A 24,230-nucleotide genomic window follows, 5' to 3' on the forward strand; every position below is an offset into this window, starting at 1 on the left:
AGATGCTCGGGCAGGGTCGATTCTGATTCTTAGGGTGTCACGGTCGATGATTGATGCTCGGGCAGGGTCGATTCTGATTCTTAGGGTGTCACTGTCGATGAAAGATGCTCGGGCAGGGTCAATTCTGATTCTTAGGGTGTCACGGTCAATGAAAGATGCTCGGGCAGGGTCAATTCTGATTCTTAGGGTGTCACTGTCAATGATTCACTCTCGGGCAGGGTCGAATTCAATTCTTAGGGTGTCACGGTCAATGATTAACTCTCGGGCAGGGTCTTTTCTAAATTGCCATGCGCCAGCGACCTCTCCCTTGGCGGGAGCCTTTTTTTTAGCTCCCCCTTTATAATACTACTATACGGAGGGTGGTACACCACCACTAATATATGACGAAAGGCTGAATTTTCGTGTGAATTTTCGTTGTCACCAGTCACTTTTTCGTCTTTTTGATACCACCCCATGTATATGTAGGAGATATGTCCACCACACTCATAAAATCCTCATTTTCAAATTCCCTACATATATTGAGGGGGGTGTCAGACATCTCATTTATTAGCAGGTGCTAATGTTTTGGTGGTTCAATTTTAGTCGAATTTTGATACCACCATTGATATATGTAGGGACAGTGATGCCAAATTCTGAAACGAACTGTCGTTTCATGGTGGTTGATTAGCAGTGATGATCAGAACTAGATTACTTTCGTTAAGGCGCGTCATTGAAAATAAGGATTAACAATACCGCTCAAAATGTGTATGTCGGTTGATGGACGTTCTTTTGAGTAACGATTTTCGATTTCTGGCTAATTGCTTTCAAGAACGCGCAAATCTTCCCATACAATTCCCAATCCCACCAAAATAGAAACGATGTTATGCAATTTTTTTCAATTGTTTCTGCAAATGTCATTTCTTAACCGATTTATTACGGTGTTTATCAATATTTCCCAAGCATCTCGATTTTCCTCATACGCAATACAATTTTATTCGATTCATGCACGATATTTTTCAACAGCTAACAATAAACATGAAAAATACCCTCACTAATTGCTAAACCATCATCAATTTTTGTGTATCACTAGGTTTGACATCAAGACAAATGATCGGAGTGATTGATTATGAACAAACAACTGGAAGTTGCAGCGATAGATGTAGGCTTTGGAACCACCTGCGTTGCATCTGAAATAACAGGCGATCACTGTTATTACCATTGCTTCCCATCAAGAGCTGTAAAGGTGAATCCTACAGAGCTGAAGCGACTGGAATCGTTTGGCACAACTCAGCGAAATACGGTTTTAGTGAACATTGACGGAAGTAGTTATGAAGTGGGGCCGGGAGTTTTGTCAAAAGCAGCTGACGCCAACGAAAGACTTCTTAATAAACGTTACATCTCAAGTCCGGCTTACAAGGCGCTGTTTATCGGTGGCTTAAGTCTATTAAAAACGGATTGCATTGACTTGCTGGTGGCTGGTCTTCCATTAAACCAACTTGATCGTAAAGATGAACTACTCAATTTTATGATTGGTGAACATCATGTGGATGGGCGAGTGATCCGAGTAAAACAGGCACATGTATTGCCGCAGCCACTTGGCGCACTTACTTATCATGCAAAGTCTGAAGCAAAGAAAATGAACTGCGGGATTATGGAGGCGCTTGGGAACCGAGCGAGAGTTACTGTTGACCCAGGTTATGGAACAACCGACTTCTTGACTTCAACGGGGCTTACAATCGACGAAGAACGTACAAAGGCATTCGAACTAGGTCAGGGGAAAATTCTCAGAAGCCTGAGCACCTACCTGTCTGAGGTTTTGGGTACGTCCATCGGGACCGAATTGGTAGACAAGGCATTCAACACGAAAAAGCTCGAAATATTTGCTGAAACGTATGACTTCCCTGTCGCTGATGGTGTCTTTGATTGCTTGCCGCTGATTGACAGTTTGTGCAATGAAGCAGTCGATTTACTTACAAACATGCTTGGTGAAGCATCAGACATACAAGAGTTTATTGTGTCTGGTGGTCCAGCTCCCGATTTCGCGAGAGCGCTAGAACGTGCATTTCCGAGACATACTGTGAAGTTAGTCGAGAAACATGAAGTTGCTGTATGCCTTGGTTTTGCTGAGTTAGCTAGACAAATCGCGGGTGTTAATTCAAACAAGGTTGCGTAGCTTATGAGTAATAGTATCGATGTTAACCTGTCGACTTGGGTGGAAAGGGGAGCTATCGAGATCCCCGATAGTCCCAAGTTTAAGCGCATCATGTTGCGACGAATACTAAACAAAGGCGCAGTGATTAAGCGATTGCACGAGTCGAACTGGGAAAAGATATCATCACAAGTTGAGCTTACGATGCCGTTCAACGGCGAGAAGGTTAATGAGCGATTTAGAATATCTAAACGTGATTTCCCAGTTTTGTTAAGCGAATTGAATCATTGTGAAAACCGAAGTTGGTTACTCCCAATTCTTTTCCAATTGGGGCTGTTATATCACCAATCCGGTGAAGCAATTATTAATCGATTTTTGGGTAACGTGAACACCAACAACGAACACGGTTCTTCCCAAAATTCTCCACAGATACCTGAAGCTAAATCACCACAGACAGACCCAGCAGATTTGGTATCTACGGAACTGGTTGATAACTTGACTTCAAGCGGATTAATCAGTTGATTTTGACATAGTACATTTGCAATAAGTCAAGGATTAATATTGAGAATGTGTATGTTTTTTTGTAATCATTGTTGTGATTTTATACATTTATGCAATAATCCAAGAGTTCAATAAAACAAATTGCGTATTATGGAATTCGTAATTTCGTATAAATGAACACAACGTCAATACTGTAAACGCAACCTAACAACGCTCGTGGTGAGCTTAGTAAGGTGTTTGAAAGGTCAATGTTGGGATCGTTCAAACCGCGTAAAAGCATGGAAGATTTACTTATGAAACGTCTAGGCCACATGGCAGCCGTGCGTGCAATTTCCGCTCGCATATTGTCAGCTGCACACCAATCTGTTTTAACTAACAGAGAATGCTCCGCTCAAATTAACTTTCTGACTAACATCGACGTAGATCGATTTATAAGTATCGAGCCCGATACTCTAGAGAAGTTTGTAGAGATGCAGCACCATATCTTTACCCTTGCCCCATTACGTTCTGGCTGCACTAAACAAACAGGTTTATCGGTTCTCAATACCGCAATTGAAACAGGCCAGTTTGAAAATTATCGAACACGATTGAACGCTTATCTCAATGTCACTTCTGAATCTACACCTTCTACCGATGAGATGAGTTTTCAGTGCCAATCACTAATTCTCGCAATGCACAACCTCGCTCAAACAGATCCGCATTCTGCGATGATTGAGCTAATGGCAACTCAACAAGAAATCACTAAGTTTGCTAGTTTTGAGTTGTTTCAAATTGTCAGGTTCACATCTGCCGGTATCAATCCTTTCGTATTTCACGAAGGTACTGAAGCTGAGATGTTGAATGCCTTAGAGACTCATGAATTTCAAAGTCACAATGTCGGCGTAGAACGCATTCGTATGCGTACCTTGACCGATATGATCTAAATTCAGTCTGTTCACAATTTGAAAGGATAGTCATATGTCCGAGATACAATTATCCACAGCGTCTCAAATGGCGCTGAAATTGGAGACGCGAGCACTCGATCTTGTACGCTTTGGTGCAAACGCAGCCACAATTAAAGACCTTTTAGGTTCAGTGCCTAAGTCTGCTCAACATGAGCTTGGCCGAATGCAGACAGACTTTAAAAAATCAAGAATGGGTAAAGATGCGAGCTTTCTTCATCAAGTACCGGAAGCGTTTCCCATCTCGAATAAGCTTTGGGCTTATTATTCAATCCTCTCCAATGACCCATCAGTGAAATTGCCGCTTCAAGACAATATCGACAAGATGCTTGATGCTTATGCAAGAGTATTTGATGAATCGAGTGAAGACATACGTGCTTACGTGAATTTCAATCGATTTGTTCAACTCCTTCATCGTATCGGTGACGGTACGATCCACATTTTCAAATGTGAGTGTGGGACAAAATATATTGGCCACACTGAAAGACCTGGTACTGGTTGTGCTCATTGTCGTGCAGAAAGAGCGAGAAATCGTCGTAAAGCCAAAGCCGCTGAGGTATAGATTATGAAATCGAACTATCTAGGCTTATCGATGTTATGCGCCCTTGCATTTGCAGCTACCGCGACGGCAGATGCAAATTTCGTCAATGATAAAAGTGCCGCTCAAGGTTGGCACTTTTATGGGGAGCCTGAACCAGAAGAACCCAAAAAGCCCGTGCCTCCACCAGTCCCTATTGCCCCTCCAAGTACAGCAAAATCTGGTCCTGAACCTATGTCGACGAAATGGATTCGAGCGCACTTTATGGAGTTTGTTGGTGAAGCAATTAATGACCCTAGTCCGGAGAACATCCAACGAGCCCGATACATGCAACGTGTGATTATGGACAAGGCGACTGCTTTTAGGGAAGCGTGGATGCAAGATGTCATCAACAACCCTCTTCTTGATGAAACACAAGCAAGGCCAACATCGAGTTTTGCTCTTAATGCTAAGAATGAAGCTAAGAATCGTGCAGAACAGGAAGTGGTTCAAGAAGTAGCAAAACAAGCGGGGTTATGGTTCTTTTTTGAGAGCACTTGTGATTACTGTAAACGCCAAGCACCAATTGTCCAACGCCTCATGAGCAAATATGGCTTTAATGTAAATGCGATCAGCATCGATTTAGCGCCAATGGAAAATGGTATGTTTCCTGAGTATCAACCGGATACCAAGCAGAAGTATAAAGAGCTAGGCGTTCAAAGAGTGCCTGCTTTGTTTTTAGTCGGTAATTCCGGTGAGTTCGTAGCGCCCATTTCACAAGGCATTGTGACTGAAAGTGAAATAGTCAGATTGGTTCTTATTCAGGCAAAGACGGCCAATGTGATTTCAGAAGAACAATTTAACGACGCGTCGGCAGTTGAGTCACTACAGCAAATTACACGATTTGAAGATATTGATGAAGAAAGAGCCTTAACAGACGCAAACTATCTAGTTGAAATCTTAGAATCGAACCTCAAGGCACAGCAAGGTTACTAACTTTATCGCGGTTAATTGGAGCCTGTTCATTAGTTAATGAGCAGGCTTTTTTATATCAGTTGCACGTTAATTACCGAAAAAAGGCTCCTTATTTGAATTTTTTGCACTGGCGTTAAGTAACACTAATCCTAGTTCTCTATCAGGATATGGTCATGAAGCTTATACCAATGGTTCTACTGACATTCAGTACATTAGTGATGGCTAACGAATCACAAAAGCCCGTGATTACGTCATCAAACACTACCAACTCCCATCAATCGACGACTCGACAAATAGTAGAAATGCCCGATTACGAGCGGCTATTTGGCGCTATTACGTCGAATAAAGGCGACATCAACGCGTTGAAAGTCAGCCTACTTAATTTCTATTCAAGCTTGCTCCCAGTTTTGCGTTATGAAGCTCTCGTTCTTGAGGTCCCTGAAGCTTTGACCGCTTATAGCTCTGCAGAGTCAGCAAGCTACGAACTCGCCAAGCTTCACCTTATTGACCCTCAAACTCTAGAACCAAGTGAATATCAGTTTTATGAGCGAGTAGTGGTTGAAGACAGCTACGAAATTGCGAAGGAGTTGGTACTTAATGTGTTGCCGTTTATCCCTTCGCCTGAATCAGACCAACAGAAAAGTTTGACAAAGAATGTCAATGCACAAGCGCAGGAGGCAATCAATTATGAAACGTATTAGGTCTTTTATCGTTGCCGCCTCGCTGACATGCTCTATGAATGTGTTGGCCAACCCAATGCAAGACGTCTTCAATGGGTACTCGACAGGTCATGGTATTGTCGACTACGAAACCAGTAATAAAAACGCCATCGCACTCGGTTCTTTTTCATACCGTGTTAAGAGTCATGATCCAAATATCGTGAACTTTCAAGTTCCGTCGATGAAAGCCGGATGTAACGGAATCGACCTTAATCTGGGTTCATTTTCAATGATCAAAGATTTAACAGGGATGCTCCAAAACTCAATGAGACAAATTGCAGCGGGTAGTGCGTCGTATGCCTTCAACCTAGCTTTAGATGCTCTGTGTCCGACGTGTGCTGCAAACATCAAAGCCTTGAAAAAAGCGATGGATGAATGGAACAAATTTTTCAAGAACTCATGTGAAGCGGGTCAGGCATTAATGGCCAACGCGGTCGGCCCATATGAACAATCAATCCGAGATGCTTTAGCAATCGGTCAAGCCGCAAACTCAACTGGTGTTGCGACAGATTCAGCTGATTGGTTTCAAAACATAGCCCCAGGCACTTCATTGCTTGAGCTCTCCCAAAAAGTTCAGAATGGTGAGGAATTACTGACAGGTAACCTGCTAATTAACGGCATGAGAACATCAAAAATGAATGTTGGTGCCGCTGACTTCTTCCCTAGATTTTCGGAAACCGTCATGTCACTAGTTGGGACCGAGATCCGAGATGTTGCTGATAACACTGACCCTGACCGCCAAGGTGTCGAAACCTCTTCAATTGCGACAACTCCGGTTCCTGCGACATTGACTCTGCTAGATATCGCCTTTGGTGGCTTTGATACTCAAGAACAAGTGACAAGGCTCAAGTGTAATGACGGTAACCCAGATACTGTGGCCAGCTCTAAATGTCTCGATGTTACTCAGGAAACGATTGATTGGAGGCCGTTGAACAAACAGTTCTTAGAAGCGTTGGACGGAACGACAGACGGGACCGCAGGCGTATTAGAGGTCTATCGAACAGGTGCTCGCGGTGCGAATGATTTTGGTCCTACTCAAAAAGCAGTGATACAGGGTGGCGGTATGGATGTATATGGCTACATAGCTTTACTCGCGACCAAATACAGAAAAAGTTCAGAGGTCCAAGGTTACTACGAGGCAATTGCTAATGAATACGCGTACAACTTTGCGATGCAATTTTTCACATCTGCTCGTGCGTATTTGGATGCGGTTGCAATCGCGGCTAAAGCCGACAGCGATGCTAATGCCCAAGCCTACATAAAAGAAGCAAGAGAAATGTTGAACATACAGATGGACATTGTGGACCGCCACTATGAACAACAAGACTCTAAGAACCGTTTGCATATGTTAGTCGAGAAGAGTATGGAGAACTAAGTCATGGAATTTCTGATATATACCATTGGTAATTTTGATTGGGCTAGACAAGTTTTCCTTGGCTTGTCGATGGCGTTCGATCCATCAGCAGGTGATTTTGGACAGCCTAACTACTTGTTCGGTCTTGGATTAGTTCTTTCCTTCTTCGTTGCAGCCTTCAAACAATTCTTTGAAAAGGGTCAGATTGGTGGTGAATTCTTAGGAACAGTGTGCAAGGGCTATCTTATCTGGATGCTGTGTTTCTACCCGAGAGTCGACATTGTAGTCGAACATGCTGGTACGGGTGATTCAGCGTATTTTACTGACATTCCTATTGGTTTGGCTATCGGTGGAGCTGTAACGACTCAAGTACCTATCGCGTTTATCGATATTTTGAGTGACATCTTTGTGATGCCCCAGAACTCAGGCACACACTTAGACGCACTTAGAACGCTGGTGGCTATCGAAGGGTCTGTAAATAGTCCGAATATTCGTACTATTGGGCATGCAGATAGTGATTTCATACGCAGCATAGACAGTTACATGAATGGCTGTTTGTTCAAAGACATGGAAGTTGGTGGAGCCTATCAAGAGGCGAAGGTTGGCAATGTATTGACGAATGTCGATGCTTGGGCCGCGATGGAGGTCAGCTCAACGATTTGGTACATCGACATGTATCTTGAAGGGCAACCGTCATTCATGTCGTGTAAAGACTCTTACACTGCACTGAGCGCATACATTGATAATGACCAATCGAAATTAGCAGACGGACTCGATGAGTTAAATGAAGCGAAAGGCATATCAGCGACACAAGTAAGCTCTGCACTTCAGCAGTTGGGCTCTGCATCAATGGACAGCTACACATTTCAAATGAATAACTTCCTTGATTATCACGTCAAAAAGAACGCTATGGGGTTAGATGCTAGTCATTCTGCACGAGGCCAACTTGTTGACGCTATGGAATATCAAGCGAAACAACAGCGTCTTTTCACTATGGCAGGTGACAGAAACTTGTGGCTTGAAATGGCCCCTGCCACCATCTCATTTTTTGAAGCGTTCGTGTGGTTTGCTGCACCACTTATGTCCTTCTTTATCATCTTTGGTGAAGGGGGCTTTAAGATCGCCGCGTCATACATGCGATTCTTAGTGTTAGTTGGATTGTATCCATTTGTGATGATTCTGATTAACTTCTATCTCGATTGGTCTATTCAAAATGCGTTGGAAACGTCGATCACTGAGCAAACAGCATACACCATAGGGGGATTGTCCAATTTCTATTCCGAAGCGCGAAGTTATATAGCGACCGCATCTTACATGACGACAATGGTTCCTATGTTGGCTTATATGCTTTTGAAAGGTGGCGAATACGCAACCGTGAGTATGGCTGGCAAGATCGGGGGAACCGCTCATGTTAATCCTAGTGCTGTCGCACCAGATATTGCAGTTGGTGCCAAAAATGGTTCACTCAGAATGGGTAATCACAGTTGGACTATGGGTGATAACGGTGTGGTTCATTCAACAAATCAAATTCAAGATCAAAACATGCCAACACTCAGTGGTATGTCGAATATGACCAGTAACTTATCCCTTACATCAAGTATGGCAGAGTCGCGAGTTCAATCATCCCAAGCTTCACATCAACAGTCATGGGGCAAGCTTTCTCAGCTTATGACGCAGATTCAAAAAGGAAAAAGTGCGAACGGTAGTGATAGTCATCAATATTCTGAAAATGCTCAATTTGCATCGCAGGTGCGTGAAGGTTTACAGAAAAACACCAATCTAGATACTCAAGAAATTACTCAATTGATGGGTAAGTTAGTAATGGGTGGTGGTGGCTCGGGTAGCGGAAGTTTCGGTTGGGGAAGTGGAGAGGATTCAACACAGCAAAACTCTGAGAGTGCAAAGACGTCGACTCAAGCTTCTGACTCTACCCAATACAGTAATGGAAAAAATAATAAAACAATGTCGAATACGCAGGGGGGCTCTCAGGCTGCAGGACGACACGGACGTGGCCCCGTGACGAGAACTAGCCATATAGAAGATAAGGGCAATTCAAAAACAGAAAGAGTCCAAGTTACTGACACTAAGAGTAATGACAAGAGTTCCGGAAAAACAAACCGAGTGGGTTCAAGAAGCAAAAGTGATTTCTCGGTTGGTCTTGATGGCCGAGTTCAGGTTAACGCAGAAGGCGGGTTTAACCTTACGGAACGTGAGGCAGAGGCATTGCAGGCAAGCTTAGGTTACGTGACCAGTGAACAAGGCGGCACCAGTGCTCAATATACTAGTCAAGAAGCGATTCAAAAGGTTCATGGTCTTTCAAGAACGACAGGTTGGGGCGAAACGGGACAAAATGCTATTCAAGACCTGAAAAGTTATACAGCTGCGAAACAATTCCAAGAAACGACGCAACACGCATTGGGTGTTGCAAAAGGTTTGAATCAAAATTATTCAACCAATTTTACAAATGCGGCAAACAATAAGGAATTTAAAGAGTGGGTGGCTAATGGTTATAACACCGAAAGTGAGATGGCCAACATGAGCCCAGAGGAGCGTAGAGTCGTTGATGCCAATGCTCAGGCCCGAAACCTCCAAATACAACGTGATGCATCTAAATACTATCACGGAGATGTGGGTCGTGCTGCAGCAGTACTTTTCTCAAGTGAAATGGTTAATCAATATCAAGAAGTGGCGACCGCTAAAGACATGAATTCAATGAAATCGGGCTTGATGGATATCTCGCAGAAATTCAATGAAGCCGACTTCTTGATTGGTGACAAAGCACTTAATGATATGTCGAAAAACTTTGCCACGATGAGTAACAATTTAGGGTCTGTGAAAGATACCACCAGCAACTCAGCCGTAGCAGGCATTCCGGAAGAAATTCAAAGACACCAGCAAGGCTTTGAGAAAACACGAGATGAACGACTGGGTGAGGTTGGTACATTATTGACCACCAAAAATATCAAAGATGAGCACGGGGAAAATGTTGATAAGGCTCGCGCCAATGCATCAAAAGTTGCGCCTGAGAAAACAGATGAAATTAAGGCCATTGAAACTGCCACTGATACAGTTAATCCAACTCCAATTTCTCAAGAAGTTAAGAGTGCTGCGAAAGATGCTGGTGGATTGGTAAATGACGTTGCAGCGGGGCTAGTTTCTCAGTTTCACTCTGCGACAGCGCAACAGCTATCAGAGCCTGCCGCAGAAAACATGAAGCACTTAGAATCACCATTGAATAAAGGTGCTGATTTACTAACAAGACCACAAATTGCAACTAACCCAAGTGCTCGTGATTTTGGACTCACCACTAATTCCGAAGGTGTATATGGTGCCGCTGTGATCGCGTTAACCAGTGATGAGAACACGCTCAATAAAGATGGGCTACTCAGTGACACTGAAATCAAGCATCACAATAATGCGGTTGGGAATATAGAACAACTAAGAACGGAAATGTCTGAGGATGAGTCATTTGCCAAAGAAGTCGGTGGACTTGCATCGGGCAAATACACCATGGAAGCGTTAGAGGACTATAAACTGTTTATGGGTGGCTCTGAGGACGGGTTCAGAGACATTGATTACAACAACGTTGCTCATGTTGCCTCAACACTTGGTACATCCCTTACTGATGAGCAAGTTTCGAATCTATCAAATCAATCTGAGGTCAATAAGAATTACGATGTCGTAAATGGCAAATTGTTATCTAAACATTATCTGCAGATTGGAACAGAGGATGGGGCCGAACACCAGAAAGCTTACCACGCATCTAAAGATACACCGAATGAAGTGAAGTTGTCACAACTTGAAGCGACAGGTAAAGAGCAAAATGAAGCTGCAATTAAAGAGGGCCAATCTAACGGAACAACTCCATTAACGGGTGTTAATGACACCGTAGCGAACACAGCAATGCCGGGTTCTGTACCGTCAAATGAGCCGTCACCAGTACCAAGTTCAATGACAAAATTCGCTGAAACTGCAGCGCAAAGCTTGGCACTTATGGAGGCATCAGAGAACAGTGGTATGAGTGACGAACAGAAATCACAAATCTTTGACTCCATTGACAGTAATACGATTTCTGTAAAAGAAGGAGCTCAACTGTTTAATGCTGTAAGTTCAGGTGAAATGACCGCTAATCAGGCAATTACGTCGTTGCAAGAGAAAGAGGAGATGCTTGCTTCAACAGAAAATACCCAACCTGATGCGCAACCAACAGAGGCAAATAATTCAAAGGAAACAACGACACAACAAACCCAAGGCAATGATCAAACAGGTTTCTCCAAACTAGCTTCAATGGTTGTTAGCGCATTACCTAGTAGCCCATTACAGCCAGAGGACAGTAATAATCAGCATACCCAAGTTCAAAGCAATCAAGAGGTAGCTCCTGATAATAAATCAGCCGAAACGGTAGAGACGTCGAAGACCTCTGACACTGTATCTACGAACTCACGCCCTGAAAGTTCAGCACCACAGTCGGTGGCTGAAACGGGTACAGTAGCGCCAGCAACTCAAGTGGCAAGTGCATCACCGCAGAAAGTGGATGAGACAGCACCTACGAACTCACGCCCTGAAAGTTCAGCACCACAGTCGGTGGCTCAAACGGGTACAGTAGCGCCAGCAACTCAAGTGGCAAGCGCATCACCGCATAAAGTGGCTGAGACAGTACCAGCTAACTCACGTACTGAAAGTTCAGTAGCAAAGTCGGGCAATGTAGAGTCAGCAACACAACTGGCGAGTGCTCCTACTCAAAAGGCAACTGATGCTGTTGCAAATACACAACGCCCTAATACTTCAGAGAAGGAGACGGGAACAAATCAGACCCAATTGGTGAATGCATCCACTGACTCCAATAACGGTAATCAAGGCACGGGAACTAGTGAGGACTCTCAAAATGATTACAAAATGGGGAATCAAACCAAACTAGCATCACTCAACGACACTGATTCAAGTTCGCCTTCTGTTACCGGAAGCGGTTCAATGGACCTAGCATTATTGGAGTCTTCACAGTTCAGTGGTATGGCTGATGGAGATAAAGAGATTGTGATGGAGGCTATTGCTAGTGGCCAACTTACTGCTGATGAAGGCATTGAAGTGTTCAATGCGGTTCAAAGTGGAGAAATTAACTCAGATGAAGCTATTCAGATAGCTAACGGGACAAAGGAATTGCCGAGCGCCCGTAATGAAATGTTGGCTTCTACTGGCTCTAGTCAGTCGAATAGTGACCTTACTGCGAGCTCAGATAATGACATGGGATCGGCGCTTACAGGTGCAGACAATGAGTTCATCTCTAAAGAAAGCGATGCACATTTAGCGTCAACGAACTTTGAAGCGCCAGTATCAGGAGCGGTCGAGCAGCCAAGCGCTGAACAGTTTGAAGCGCAAGTGGCGATGGATACTCCTAACCAGTTTGATACATCGGTAGCACCAAATGGTGGTGGAGAAATGAACTCAACTATGGGCGAGGGTGAACAACACTTGGCGTCAACGAGCTTTGAAGCGCCAGTATCTGGAGCCGAAGAGCAGCAAAGTACTGAGCTATCGGGTACGCAAGTAGCGATGGATACTCCTAACCAGTTTGACACATCGGTAGCACCTAACGATGGTGCAGAACATGACTCTATGATGCGAGAAAGTGGTACTCAACTAGCATCAACAGGATTTGACGCTCCAAACGATGGACATATGGACCCAAGTACGTCTGACGCAAACTTAGGAGACAACTCTAATAAGTTGGATATTGCGACAGCTTTAACTACTGGCGACAAGACAAATCTTGAAATGGACGCCGATGAAATTATCAATGGCGACAAGCTTGATACTGTAGTTGGCTTGGGAGGTTCAGTAGGAGAAATCGATGGTGACGTGAATTATGATCAAGACACAAAACTAACATAATGCCCATATTGATGACGTTTAATCGATATTTCTAATAACTAAACCCTATTGGTGTATACAAACTCCAATAGGGTTTTTTTTAGGTTTCCGAATGAAGATATATTCCACAATCGCATTGATGATCATGTCGTTCGTTTCTGAAGCATATGAGGTTTCAGGGAGAAGTTTATTAATCATGGATGCGCAAACTACGGTTGGCTTAGAAGCTTTAGGTGTGGAAGCCGCTAAAGTTGATGCATTGGAACGAGTTGAGCAAACCATTTCCAAGGGAGACAAATATGGACTTGTGTATTCCTACCAGCCATCCATTCAGAAACTTATTGTCTTAGCTCAGGATAAAGTTGAATGCGATGTTGGCATTTGCTTAGAAACAACCATTAAATTGATAGTCGATAAACAAATTGCTAAGGCTATCACTCAAAGCCTTCATAACAGTGCTAGTGTCATGTCGCAACTTGAGTCAAAGCCCAAAGATGTACTAAGTGCGCAGCTAAACCAATTTACATTGATAGAGTCACGCCACTCTCGGTTACCAATTGAGTTCCGCGCAGAAGACGGAATCTATTCTCAGTGGTTAAGGCTCAGAGCAAAGGAACAAAAGGAGCTTGTTAAACGTATCAAGGTATCTACGATATTTAAGGATACGGGGTTCGTTCCACAAGAAGTTAAGCTGAATAAGGTGCCTGTGTTTGACTCAATAGGTGAGCCATCAACGTCTCAGTACATTGCCTATTCGTTTGTCCTACCTGGTTCTGAGAAGATGAATGATCTGGTAAAAGCCGTTCCATCTTTAATCTCTGATACTCGGTATGTGACTATGAAGATGAGTGTCCCAGAGCTGTCCATAGAGCAGGTCGAATTTAGGGCTAAGTACCATTGCATGTTATTCGCATCGGCAGATGATTACTTATCACATCAATCGCTGACAACAGCTCAGTTGTTTCACCGAGAGCCAGAAGTAGCAATCAACGTGTCAGGAAAGATAGTCCATATAGGTCGTGGGTACTATTACGAAAAAGGTTCCGAATCTGATTCAGTATTCAAGCGTTCAGGGATACCAACCTATTGTGAATTGCTTAATGGAGAATTGGTGTTTCCAAAAGATACAAAACAGGCAACTTTATTGGGGTCCCATGTGACGGTGTTTAGTACTGTTCGTATCCGGGAGGTAGCCACGGATTTCCATGGGGATGAAACGAATATTGATGATTGGCTTCTCGTTGATTCCAACTTTGATAAAGCATGGATAGAGTCACGTTATACAGATGAGATTAATACGATCCGACAAGGATGCATTGATGCGGTGTGTTCTTCACAGGTTATAACCCCTAAACAATTCATGTTGATGCTTAATGGCGAACCCCATGTTGCCTTCTCTAAAGTCGCAGCCGGAATGAGATACCCATTCAGAATTGAGCGCTATCAACCAACGTACCCTCTTGTTGTTCCATACGTGGGCTTACAGACCGCAGGGTATGGTACTGCTTTGAGTTCGTTAACAGTGGAGGAGTGATGTATGGGACGTATGTTTATTTTGTTGTTTCTAATGTCTAGCCTAGTGACTGCAAAGCCATTCGACGCAACTGTAGAGCGCGTAGTTCCGAGCGAGCAAGTAACGCAGGCTCTGTTTCAGCAATTGAAAGATGAAGCTGCGTTTTTAGCTGTCTCTAAAGCGGATCTACGTGGTTATGTAAAGACGAGTCAAAGTTATAACGGAACTTATCTAGAGACATTGAAGGTTCTACTACCTCTAGTAGCCGATGTGGATGTAGTTAGTCAATCAGTGAATAACTGCACTGGTGCTGATTTTAAATGTGTATCACTGACAGTCAATGTGGATATAGACAGAAGAGAGTTCCAGTCTCAGCTTGAAATGATAAAGAATGATGAAGTTTTAAGAAGAAGTCTGGAGCAATATCATAGGGAGCCTGGTCATCCTCTTCGAAAGCGCATTACGATGTTGTCTTCTCAGATCGAGAGTTTGAGTAAACGTGGTGAACAGTCTGATTTGATTAATTCGCTAAAGCTGCAGCTTCATGAGAGCAAGTTGGTGGAACGTGATATTAAGTCAATGCGAATTGTGACTGAAATTGCACGGCATTATTCGGATTTCATTATCTTTACTCAAGTTGAAGGTATCGAGCGCATTTCTAGTAACAGAGTGAAGGTTACATTACGTTCACGAGGTAGCTCATATGGCAATCATGACTTTGATTCTCGTTTAGCTGCAATTATAGATAGTAACGGTTATGCAATGGACATGTACCACCGAGTGGTGCATCAAGGAAATGTTTCTTCTCGCATCAGTCTAGGAAATCACTTTGATGATGGCCACCAGCTAAAAGTGCGACAGCTTTGTATTGAACCGAACTCCTTTGAATTTCATTCACCGGTTCTACAGGCTTTATATGAAAGTGACACGAAACTTACGCTTCCGCTTTATTCACAAAGTAGATTTGTACGAGTTGGTAGCTTCAAGGGTGAACCTGTACCAAAAGAAACAAAAGTGGATAGTTACTCTTACTGTATTTGGGACAAATTCGAATACCAATATTCAGTTGAATTGGCGGATAAAGAAATAGAACACTTTGCGATGTCGGGTAGTAGGTCAGCGGCCAGTCGTCTCACTATTGGCATAGAACCGGAACAATACGCTCAGATGTCGCCTAAGCAATGGCAAGCGTATATGGATATCAATGGCTTACTTGATGCTACCCACCAGAAAAAGCCTCGTAGGGTGTCACAGGGCGCAATGTTGCCAGCCTTTGGCAACGATTCAACGCGATACCGTGAGAATGTGATCATCGGTTGTAATGCGGATACCGGCGACTGTCTAGACCGAGCAATACAACACTTCTAAATACATTCCCCCCAATTTGGGTACGGAACATATTCATTAGTAGCTTTTTTGTTGTATAACTAAAATATGCAACAACAGGAGATTACAATATGTCACGAAGAACTGAGCAACAAAGCCACGATGATTTTTGCAATAGAATGCAGAACAACCGACGCAAAAATTCTGGAGTAAGGAGACGTGGCGTATCTCATCGTCATTCATCCCCTGAAAGAGAAGAAGACAAACTGTTTGGAGGTCTTCCATATGTTCATTGGCTTTCAAATGAGATGGATCGAGACAAAGCCTTTGAAGGTGACGATGATTAATGACTGCTGCGCGTTGCATTCCCTTCAATGTGCTTCTTTGAGGGCTATTGATATTAGACCAAATCGAACATTCACGATGGTTATACGTTCCTTGGGATAGATCTGGTAGACCAGAAAATTTAAACAGGATTTTGTAGCTTAGGGGTATTAAATGGACACACATGACTTTACAGGGTTCAAAATAGCCCTTGTCCCGAACAGCCCTGAAACTCCGATGATCTTAATTTTTGATGGTGTGGCTTGCTGTAGCATCGAACTACCATCTACAGGTGAGTTTCATGTTTTACCTGCTGATGACCGAGCGTTATACCACTTAGTACAGTTCAAAATGAACGGTGCTAAAAATAACCCTCCGGAGATAGATTTTCATGTGCCAGTATCGGAAATGGAAAGGTTTAAAAAAACTAGCCTTTTACCAGTAATCAGCTAATGGGGGAAAATGCGTTAATGACAAAAATAGTAATTTCGGTAGTTATTGCGTTCGCGTTCTTGGTCTGGGTTCTACTAACAGATTACGAAGCTACTCGAACAACTCAATTGCCTCTGATGTTGATGACGGTTGTAGCGATAGGTGTCGCGTTATTTAATGGTGCATTGATTTATAACCGCATAAACAAACCGAACAAGTAGGGAAAATATTATGCTGTTTGAAGCGATCTACATTCAACAGTTTTACTCTAAAGGTTAAAATGGAAACTTAATTATCCAGTCTCAATCTTCATTACCTCGACACCTCTTTACTCCTTCACACCTAATAAACATCCAAATATCTTTCATTATTTAACCATTTTATCGCGTTATTGCTCCATTCTTTCTTTACTACCTTCGGTGTAAATGAATGAAACGGAGATGCGTATGGATTCCGATCTAGTTAATGGATATTTGAAAGAGCATCTATTCCCAAAGATGACCCAAGAAACAATCGATCAAGCCTTTGGTCACCTGGTCCCCAGATTAGGTGCTGGTGAAATGGTCGAGTTGTTATGCCCTTCCTGTGGAAACAAGGGGACCCACTTTTTAGGCACTGGCAGTTTCAACTGTGAGTCTTGTGGACCTACTTCGATTATCGACGCCTATTCAAACGACCACTCAGTAACACCACATCGCGCCATTATAGAATTATGTCGCCTAGCCGGTTTGAATATACCTGCTGACATTTACCGTGAACTCACACCTGAAGATATCAAATTCACGGATATCGTTATGGACATCGCGAGAATGAGAGTCTTGCCAAAAGAAGTGGAAGAGTGGGGGCTTTCAGTGGATGAACGCAATGTGCCTGACCATCTATCCTGTATTCCAGACGCTGAACAATTTATCGAATATGTGAACGCTGTTAACGGTTGGGTTCCCAATGCCGTTATTGATGCCATCACTGAGTTTCAAGGCGAACCCATCTTATTGTTCGTTAACAAAGGTCGCTTAGTGTTCATTAAACTCAATGGATACAGCTCCGCGAGATCACCATTCATCCGGTCTTACACAAAAGGCACTAACAAAACCAAGCGAGTGTTTGTCTCAGATGATCCACTGTTTATAGATATGTGTTGGTCTAAGGGCCTATCTGCATATTTTATCAATCCAAATTTTATGACCCCGAGAGCGATTCAGTTTCTGAGTGATGAATTCAAATCGAAATCGGTGGTTTCAGTGTGGACCAAAACCAAAAGCCAAGATTACGTATTTAGCCGAGATCAAAAAGTACATCGTTACGATTGGTTTAGTCGTAAGGTTCCAGGTTCTTATCAACGTATTGCGGAGTTAATTCAATGACTATTTTTAATGCAAAATATCAAGCGACGGTGCCTGTTTTAAATTTCATAAGAGGCTGGGTCATTGTCCTTATTGGGTTTATGTTTTACACCTCACTGGTCAGCTCATCCCATAGTTACCACCCACCGGTGCAAGAAGTGATATCTCTTTGCCTACTTGCCGTCTGCCTGTCTTGGACTGAATTTGTAGAAATCAAAGAGGACACGGTTGAAACTTACTATCGCCATTCGCTACTCACCTTCATAAAAACACCAAGGTTCGTATATGAGATCCAAAGCGATTGGTCTTTAGAAGCTAGGCCCAGTTCATTTGGGTATACAATATGGACAGCCAAGAGCGATAACGCTTTAATTCAGATATTTCATACTGGCCATGTGTCTAATTGCTATAGCAAGAACTAAACTTTTCGTAAATTGTTGTATATAGCAAGTATGTTTGACCATTAGAGATTAAATGTATGAATTCGAAATTTGCTTTTTTTTTGGTAGCCTCAATGTCTTTCACTGTCTCTGTGTCAGTTGTCGCGTCTGAATCAGTGCAAGAAGGCGAGGGCAGTTTGAACCAACAATCCCTGAGCCAATTGGTAGAACAGCACGGGGACAAGACTATCGGTGGTTATGAACGGATGAATGAAGATGGCAACATTGAACAGTCTATTTATTCGGTGTCTGTACTCTTGGTCGATGGGGCGGTGAAGGCTGATCTTCAAGATAGTGAGCCAGTTAACTAAACGTTTTTGAAAGCACCCACCAGTTCGGTCATCAGTTACTTTTTCCTTTTCTTGCCTTAGTGGTGGGTTACAGTTTAGTCAGCATACCAAAGTCGTAGGCAAATAAATCTACTGTCGCCAGTGTCAATTTTAGTCTCATAAATAGATTCAATACTGACAATAGAAACTGCTTGTTCAACTAACCAGTTATTCAATCGCTCATGTGCGACATCCACAAGAAGTTCGTTAGCTGACGTTCTCGTGTTCATACCACATCCTAAAACATTAAATTCGATACGTTTTATCATCATTTTCCCTCTACGTTAGCCGTACCAAGACGCGTTGGTAATCAAGTTAGTCATTTGTTCTACTTCATTAGCGGATAGCGTTAATCTTGCGTCACCATGAGCCAATACAAAACGACCACTGACATTGACCAATCCACCTTTGGAACTTCCATTAGGCATCGTGTGTCAATGGTTGAAATTAGTATAATGTTGTTCGAAGTCATTGGAAGACAAGGGCTTTGAAAATAAAAAGCCCTGAAAACTCTCTATACCTGAAGATTGGTATAGTTGTAGTGCTTCTGGTGTCTCTATCCCTTCTAGAGTGGTGTTCAACCCCAGCTGCTTAGACAGGATGACAAAGTTTTCTAGCACTTTAATGCTTATCTCCTGCGATCTTGTATCATTGACTTTAAAGGTAATGAGGCTTCTGTCGAACTTGATTGTGTCGAACTTGATGGTCGTCAACATAGTCATACTATTGTGACCTGCAGTAAAGTCATCCAGAGCTAAATCGGCTCCCGACTGTTTCAGGAGCTCGATATTTCTGAGCATCATGTCATTGGTTTCAATTTTTGTTTGTTCTGTAATCTCTATTTCTATTGATATCCTTTCATTGACCACTGTACTCAAAGCATTGGCAATTTTTTTGATTGAATCAGTACACTGTAGAGTGTCGGCGGCAACATTAAACGATAAAGTGAAATCGTCAGTGATTTTATTTGTTATCAGCCAAACCTTTAATTGTTCGATGGCTTGTACAGCGATTTCGGTGTCTATTTCTGAAATCAAGCCTTCTTTGATCGAGAAGGGGATGAATTCTGCAGGTGGGATAACACAACCTTGGCATTCCCAACGTGCCAGTGCTTCACAGCCCGTTATCTTTCCACTTGTTTGTGAAACTCTACTTTGAAAATACGGTTTGATGTCACCATTATCTAAAGCAGTGTTAATACGCAGTACTTGGTTATTTCTCTCGCGAATCGTGATTACTTTTTGCATTTGAGTTAGAACGAGTCGATTGCCAAAGATGATCCCAATGATAAACCCACTGCACGCCATAATGACGCTTACTTCTTGAAAGATGGAAAGCTCTACTTTACCTTTTCCAATCAAGAGCCCAGCTAGACAAGCGGCAGCTAGTAAAGGCATACACAGAGATATCGCAAGTACGTTCCTTTCCTTCGCATATTCATTTTGTATTGAGTTAGTCATAGCTACTTATCTCGATTAGGTTCATTTCATGTCCCAATCAATTGAACTCTAATATTAATGATAAGTGTGCAAATAAGGCCCTTAAATTCATACATAGATTGTACAAATATCGGTTTTAAGCCTCTGAGCTCTATAGGGTAGTTAGATATCCACAAAATTTGTTAGTTGCTGGTGGATAAATACACAAAGTTGATTTGAGTGAATGGTTTAAAGTCTGCAGGGTTCAAGCATCGGATGTATAGAATCTTTTGAACGACTCAATAGAGTAGAGCAACTTACTGTAGAAATGAAAAAGTCGCTGTTAGGCGACTTTCACTCTGCCACATTTTCATGTGGATTCGTCAATACGTTGTCATGGCGCATTATATTGCCACAAACTCATCTTAGGTGGGACGAGCTGCATTGTTGTCAAATAGACAATCGATTTTCGCCGCTTAACTGATCCTTCGTCATGAATCTCTGATCCTCACTACTTATAAAGAGTAGGGTTAACGGACAGTTTCAAGTTAGTGATTGTTGAATCAATCTTCTCAGCCCAAGCAAGAATTTGTTGCTTATCGAACTTTAAACGCGTCAGTACCATACTGTTTGGGGCTTCAATAGCTATGCTGCCCCCGTTGACGTTCGCAACACGCAGTTGATGGCCATAGTGGGGAAATTGCTCATGAAACTTCTGATTGATTTCTGCAATGTCTTGGAGCTTGTCTTTGATTGCCGAAAATTTAGTGTCCTGGAACACATCACACAAGCTTGTTGTCGCTCTCATAATTCTCTCCAGTTAGATGAGTACACATATGGTTGTACACCATCTAATAGAAAAATGAGTGTCGAATGAATAGGACCTAATTGTTACCCAATTGAAGGTTTTTGGCCTCAAGTTCTTTGATGATGGTCTGGTTATTCGCTAGTTCTTCTTTTTGACTTTCGTTTTGCTGAGTAAGACGCTTAACATCATCCTCTAGGCGGCTACTGAAGGCACCTTGTCTTTCGATGGTACTAATGTTTTGACTGTTAGACATACGTAGCTCAGTAAACTGATCTGATAGAGAGGTTAGTCGTTCTGATGCAGTACCAAACCTTATCGTTGCTTGCTCTAACTCGCTGGCTAGGCGTGCGTTTTCAGATTTTGTTGTAATGTATTCCGCTTCAACTTCTGCTAGGTCAGTGCTGAATTTGTTTCGACTCTCACGTAATTCTTTGATCAGTTGAATATCGCCCTGAGCCTGAGTTTCGAACCTGATGATTTCTCCGGATTTCTGAGTTACAGTGTCACTTAGTTCGGATATCTTGTTTCGACATTCATTGAGCTGAGTTTCTAAGTTGCCTATTAGTGTCTCTTGGTTTTCGAGTTTGACCTCAGTCTTGGCCACTTGGCTTTGAGCCTTATCAAGATCGATTTTTTGATTATTCAACTTGTCCTGCAAGCCACCAATCTCATCCGTCAGCCGTTGTTCAATACCTTCACAGTTCTTTTCGCTTTGCGCAAGTTCGGTTGTAAGCTTGGTTATCTCTTTGTCTTTCAATGAAATTGTAGTGTTTGATTCTTCAAGCTTAACACCGGCTAACTCCAGCTCACCCTCCGTCTTCAAAAGGAGTTCATTGGCCAGATCTGCTTCATCTTTATACATGAGAACTTCGGCATTGTGCTCTGCATCTTTAGCGGCGCTTAATCGAGTGATTTCAGTTGAAAACAATTCAACAAATTCATCGCTAAAGCCTCGTTCTCTGAAGAGGTCCATTCGTTTGTTCTTAGCTTGAGTGTTCCATTCACGGACATCCACGTTAATCGTGGAGGTAGATTTAACGTCCGGCATCATTGATAAGACATTGCGAACACTGGTTTTCTCGCCTTTAACGAAGAGCGAATCACAAATTTCAAAAACACGTTGGCGTCGTTGTAGTTGATCTGCGGTAAGGTCTTTCTGTGTGCTGATGTCGCTCATTAGATGGTACTCAAGTTCAGATTTCGATGTCATTCATTTTAATCGAACATTGGTCGAACGTCCAGAACGAACGAACACCTGTTCGATGTTCGATAATTGTCGTGTGAAGCGAAGCACGGTAAAAATGTACCGTTCATTTACTGGATGCGTTGTTGTTAGAATTTTAGCCCCCCTACCCTCCAATAAAAGTGACACTGTAATTAACTCAGATAAATTGAATGTCAGGATAATCACGCGTAGATTTAAAGCCATAAATTGCACATTTTCTAGATCTCAGATAATTACAATTATATGTGATCTAGAAAAAATAGAGAGAATTGGTTAAACTGTAATGAACTACGAAAGCATAAGTTGGAAATGAAATGGTCGGCACTGAAATCTCACTTCATACGGACTTTTCCCGTTTAAGACCAGAACATGTTCACCAAGCGATCATGCTCGCACGAAAGCACGGTACATCGAGCGAACAGTACCAAAAAATTCAAGAGGCTATTAACCATCTTTTAAGAGAGTTCAATAAACGTGAAGAGCGTTATGCTAAGAACTCACTTTCTCAGCTCTACAGTAACTGGTCACGATTTGAGAAATGGTGTCACGAGCATGAGCATCACCCATTGCCAGCAGCCGCAGAAACAATCGAACTGTTCTTTGAAGATAAAGTCCACGACTTACATCGTAACTCAAACCGCTCATATGCTTGGGCCATTTCTAAAATTCATCGGATCTCAGGTTGTCCTGATCCTTTTCTTGATGAAATCGTTCGTGACAAGATGGCCGGTATCTTTCGCAGGAAAGTTGAAGCAGGTGAACGAATAGTACAAGCTTCAGCCTTTCGAGAAAAACACTTAGATAGAATAACCGAATTATGGCGACATTCCCCTGTCCTACGGTATCGACGTGATCTGGCATTGTTGACTGTTGCTTATGAAACTCTACTTCGGGCATCGGAAATCGCAAATATCCGTTTTGGCCACTTAGAGTACCCAGGTGACGGAACGGCATTGCTCACTATCCCTATCACTAAATCTAATCATAGTGGTGAACCTGATACAGTGGTATTTAGTCCAGAAGCTGTTGATATTATTCATGAATATGTTGAATTGGCAGGGCTTGATGACACCGATGAACAAGCCTTTTTGTTCGTTGGGATCAGCCGACACAACACTCCTTACAGGCCAAAATTAATCGACCCCACTCACCCTGAAAGCGGGAAAAACCATAAGAAAATGACGTCATGGACTGTTGAGCAGATTTTCAATAAAGCATGGGAAGCCCTTAATTTGGGTAAGGTTGGTATCGCTACTTTTACTGGCCACAGTGCAAGAGTTGGCGCTTGTCAGGATTTATTGACTGATGGGTACACCATCTTGCAAGTGCAGCAAGCTGGACGTTGGTCAACACCGGCTATGGTGATGAGATACGGTCGTGGGATATTGGCAAAAGACGGTGCAATGGCACAGAAACGAGCGTCAAGAGGAAGAACATAATCAGCCTGTTGAAACCCGATGTTGACAGCTGCGGGGTTTCATTACGTTACGCATCACCAAATAGGTCGGGCAATATTGTAGCTTTTCTGGCTGTTTCTATTTGTTCAGGCTCATCAACTACCACGACTTTTGCAGCACCAATGCCCATAAGCAAACGTTCAAGTTCCTCTTCCTCTAACTTCGTCAGTTCAAGCATTGAGTGAACGATTAACAAAGGCATCAATGTAAGCCCAGGTTGCTTTGCTTCCCGTAACATCGAACCCACCAGCTCCGCGAAACTATCAGGATTATCTAAGAGCAGTTGCTTTACTGGTATCGGTGAAATTTTACTTAACTTATTTCCTTGCCATATTAACTCGCATTGTCGTGTTGTTAGATGAATCACAGCTGGATTGGCTAGTACCTTTTTGTTGACTAGGAGATCGATACGACAAGCAATACTAATGAGCGGAATAACCAGAACCATAGCTACTAAGCTTTTTAGGTTGTTATACAGCTCTGGTTGCTCAATTATCAAATGCAGGTAATGTATCTCCAGAAATAAGAAAATACATACTATAGACATCGCATCATTTATCGTTCTTTTTTTAAGCATCTTGTTTTCTCCATTGATCTCACAATCGATATCCA

The 24,230-nt window shown here is 42.7% G+C and carries 22 protein-coding genes; 16 read left to right on the forward strand and 6 right to left on the reverse strand.

Translation table 11 applies throughout. From position 1 onward, the window contains the following. Positions 1-1,105 precede the first annotated feature (1,105 nt). The 15 genes from AB6E52_RS06665 (at position 1,106) to AB6E52_RS06735 (ending at position 18,692) form a co-directional block, all read left to right on the forward strand. A complete protein-coding gene (locus AB6E52_RS06665) occupies positions 1,106-2,152 on the forward strand; it encodes a ParM/StbA family protein (protein WP_136987111.1) in 1,047 nt (348 codons plus the stop codon). 3 nt (positions 2,153-2,155) lie between these two features. Beyond that, a complete protein-coding gene (locus AB6E52_RS06670) occupies positions 2,156-2,650 on the forward strand; it encodes a hypothetical protein (protein WP_136987110.1) in 495 nt (164 codons plus the stop codon). 272 nt (positions 2,651-2,922) lie between these two features. Next, a complete protein-coding gene (locus AB6E52_RS06675) occupies positions 2,923-3,552 on the forward strand; it encodes a hypothetical protein (protein ID WP_154723888.1) in 630 nt (209 codons plus the stop codon). A 34-nt stretch (positions 3,553-3,586) separates the two neighbouring features. Further along, complete coding sequence (locus AB6E52_RS06680) at positions 3,587-4,132, forward strand: hypothetical protein (RefSeq protein WP_081231361.1); 546 nt, start codon at positions 3,587-3,589, stop codon at positions 4,130-4,132. 3 nt (positions 4,133-4,135) lie between these two features. Beyond that, a complete protein-coding gene (traF, locus tag AB6E52_RS06685) occupies positions 4,136-5,083 on the forward strand; it encodes a conjugal transfer protein TraF (protein ID WP_154723889.1) in 948 nt (315 codons plus the stop codon). A gap of 152 nt (positions 5,084-5,235) precedes the next feature. Continuing rightward, positions 5,236-5,763 (forward strand): hypothetical protein, encoded by a 528-nt coding sequence (locus tag AB6E52_RS06690; RefSeq protein ID WP_372134439.1) that lies wholly within the window; start codon positions 5,236-5,238, stop codon positions 5,761-5,763. Next, positions 5,750-7,156: a conjugal transfer protein TraH gene (locus AB6E52_RS06695; protein WP_162299037.1), complete on the forward strand. Its 1,407-nt coding sequence runs from the start codon at positions 5,750-5,752 to the stop codon at positions 7,154-7,156. Before AB6E52_RS06690 ends, AB6E52_RS06695 begins: the two co-directional genes overlap by 14 nt. A 3-nt stretch (positions 7,157-7,159) precedes the next feature. After that, complete coding sequence (locus AB6E52_RS06700) at positions 7,160-13,024, forward strand: conjugal transfer protein TraG N-terminal domain-containing protein (RefSeq protein ID WP_372134438.1); 5,865 nt, start codon at positions 7,160-7,162, stop codon at positions 13,022-13,024. 91 nt (positions 13,025-13,115) lie between these two features. Then, entirely contained in the window at positions 13,116-14,537 is a 1,422-nt protein-coding gene (locus AB6E52_RS06705; protein WP_372134437.1) for a hypothetical protein, read from the forward strand. Positions 14,538-14,540: 3 nt separating this feature from the next. Further along, positions 14,541-15,884, forward strand: a complete 1,344-nt coding sequence (locus AB6E52_RS06710) for a hypothetical protein (protein ID WP_372134436.1) — start codon at positions 14,541-14,543, stop codon at positions 15,882-15,884. An 89-nt stretch (positions 15,885-15,973) separates the two neighbouring features. Further along, positions 15,974-16,189, forward strand: a complete 216-nt coding sequence (locus tag AB6E52_RS06715) for a hypothetical protein (RefSeq protein WP_081231368.1) — start codon at positions 15,974-15,976, stop codon at positions 16,187-16,189. A gap of 151 nt (positions 16,190-16,340) precedes the next feature. Then, complete coding sequence (locus tag AB6E52_RS06720) at positions 16,341-16,619, forward strand: hypothetical protein (RefSeq protein ID WP_154723894.1); 279 nt, start codon at positions 16,341-16,343, stop codon at positions 16,617-16,619. Positions 16,620-16,636: 17 nt separating this feature from the next. Further along, positions 16,637-16,819, forward strand: a complete 183-nt coding sequence (locus AB6E52_RS06725; RefSeq protein ID WP_154723895.1) for a hypothetical protein — start codon at positions 16,637-16,639, stop codon at positions 16,817-16,819. Positions 16,820-17,044: 225 nt separating this feature from the next. Beyond that, positions 17,045-17,962, forward strand: a complete 918-nt coding sequence (locus AB6E52_RS06730; protein ID WP_372134435.1) for a hypothetical protein — start codon at positions 17,045-17,047, stop codon at positions 17,960-17,962. Between the two features lie 493 nt (positions 17,963-18,455). Continuing rightward, positions 18,456-18,692, forward strand: coding sequence for a hypothetical protein (locus AB6E52_RS06735; protein ID WP_136987187.1), 237 nt, complete (start codon positions 18,456-18,458; stop codon positions 18,690-18,692). Between the two features lie 74 nt (positions 18,693-18,766). On the opposite strand, the gene AB6E52_RS06740 is transcribed toward AB6E52_RS06735, so the two are convergent. From AB6E52_RS06740 to AB6E52_RS06760, 5 genes are all read right to left on the reverse strand, one after another. Next, positions 18,767-18,940 (reverse strand): hypothetical protein, encoded by a 174-nt coding sequence (locus AB6E52_RS06740; RefSeq protein WP_154723896.1) that lies wholly within the window; start codon positions 18,938-18,940, stop codon positions 18,767-18,769. Positions 18,941-18,994: 54 nt separating this feature from the next. Beyond that, the gene (locus tag AB6E52_RS06745) at positions 18,995-19,138 is read right to left on the reverse strand and encodes a hypothetical protein (protein ID WP_154723897.1); all 144 of its coding nucleotides are present in this window, start codon (positions 19,136-19,138) and stop codon (positions 18,995-18,997) included. 6 nt (positions 19,139-19,144) lie between these two features. After that, positions 19,145-20,170: an EAL domain-containing protein gene (locus tag AB6E52_RS06750; protein ID WP_154723898.1), complete on the reverse strand. Its 1,026-nt coding sequence runs from the start codon at positions 20,168-20,170 to the stop codon at positions 19,145-19,147. Positions 20,171-20,639: 469 nt separating this feature from the next. Further along, entirely contained in the window at positions 20,640-20,936 is a 297-nt protein-coding gene (locus AB6E52_RS06755) for a hypothetical protein (protein WP_102305834.1), read from the reverse strand. 76 nt (positions 20,937-21,012) lie between these two features. Then, positions 21,013-22,146, reverse strand: coding sequence for a hypothetical protein (locus tag AB6E52_RS06760; RefSeq protein ID WP_372050550.1), 1,134 nt, complete (start codon positions 22,144-22,146; stop codon positions 21,013-21,015). Positions 22,147-22,475: 329 nt separating this feature from the next. On the opposite strand from AB6E52_RS06760, the gene AB6E52_RS06765 reads away from it, so the two are divergent. Continuing rightward, positions 22,476-23,600, forward strand: a complete 1,125-nt coding sequence (locus tag AB6E52_RS06765; RefSeq protein WP_102305832.1) for a tyrosine-type recombinase/integrase — start codon at positions 22,476-22,478, stop codon at positions 23,598-23,600. Positions 23,601-23,646: 46 nt separating this feature from the next. On the opposite strand, the gene AB6E52_RS06770 is transcribed toward AB6E52_RS06765, so the two are convergent. Then, positions 23,647-24,195: a hypothetical protein gene (locus AB6E52_RS06770; RefSeq protein ID WP_372134434.1), complete on the reverse strand. Its 549-nt coding sequence runs from the start codon at positions 24,193-24,195 to the stop codon at positions 23,647-23,649. Positions 24,196-24,230 lie beyond the last annotated feature (35 nt).

Source organism: Vibrio sp. 10N.247.311.13, assembly GCF_041467595.1.
Lineage (GTDB): Bacteria > Pseudomonadota > Gammaproteobacteria > Enterobacterales > Vibrionaceae > Vibrio > Vibrio crassostreae_C.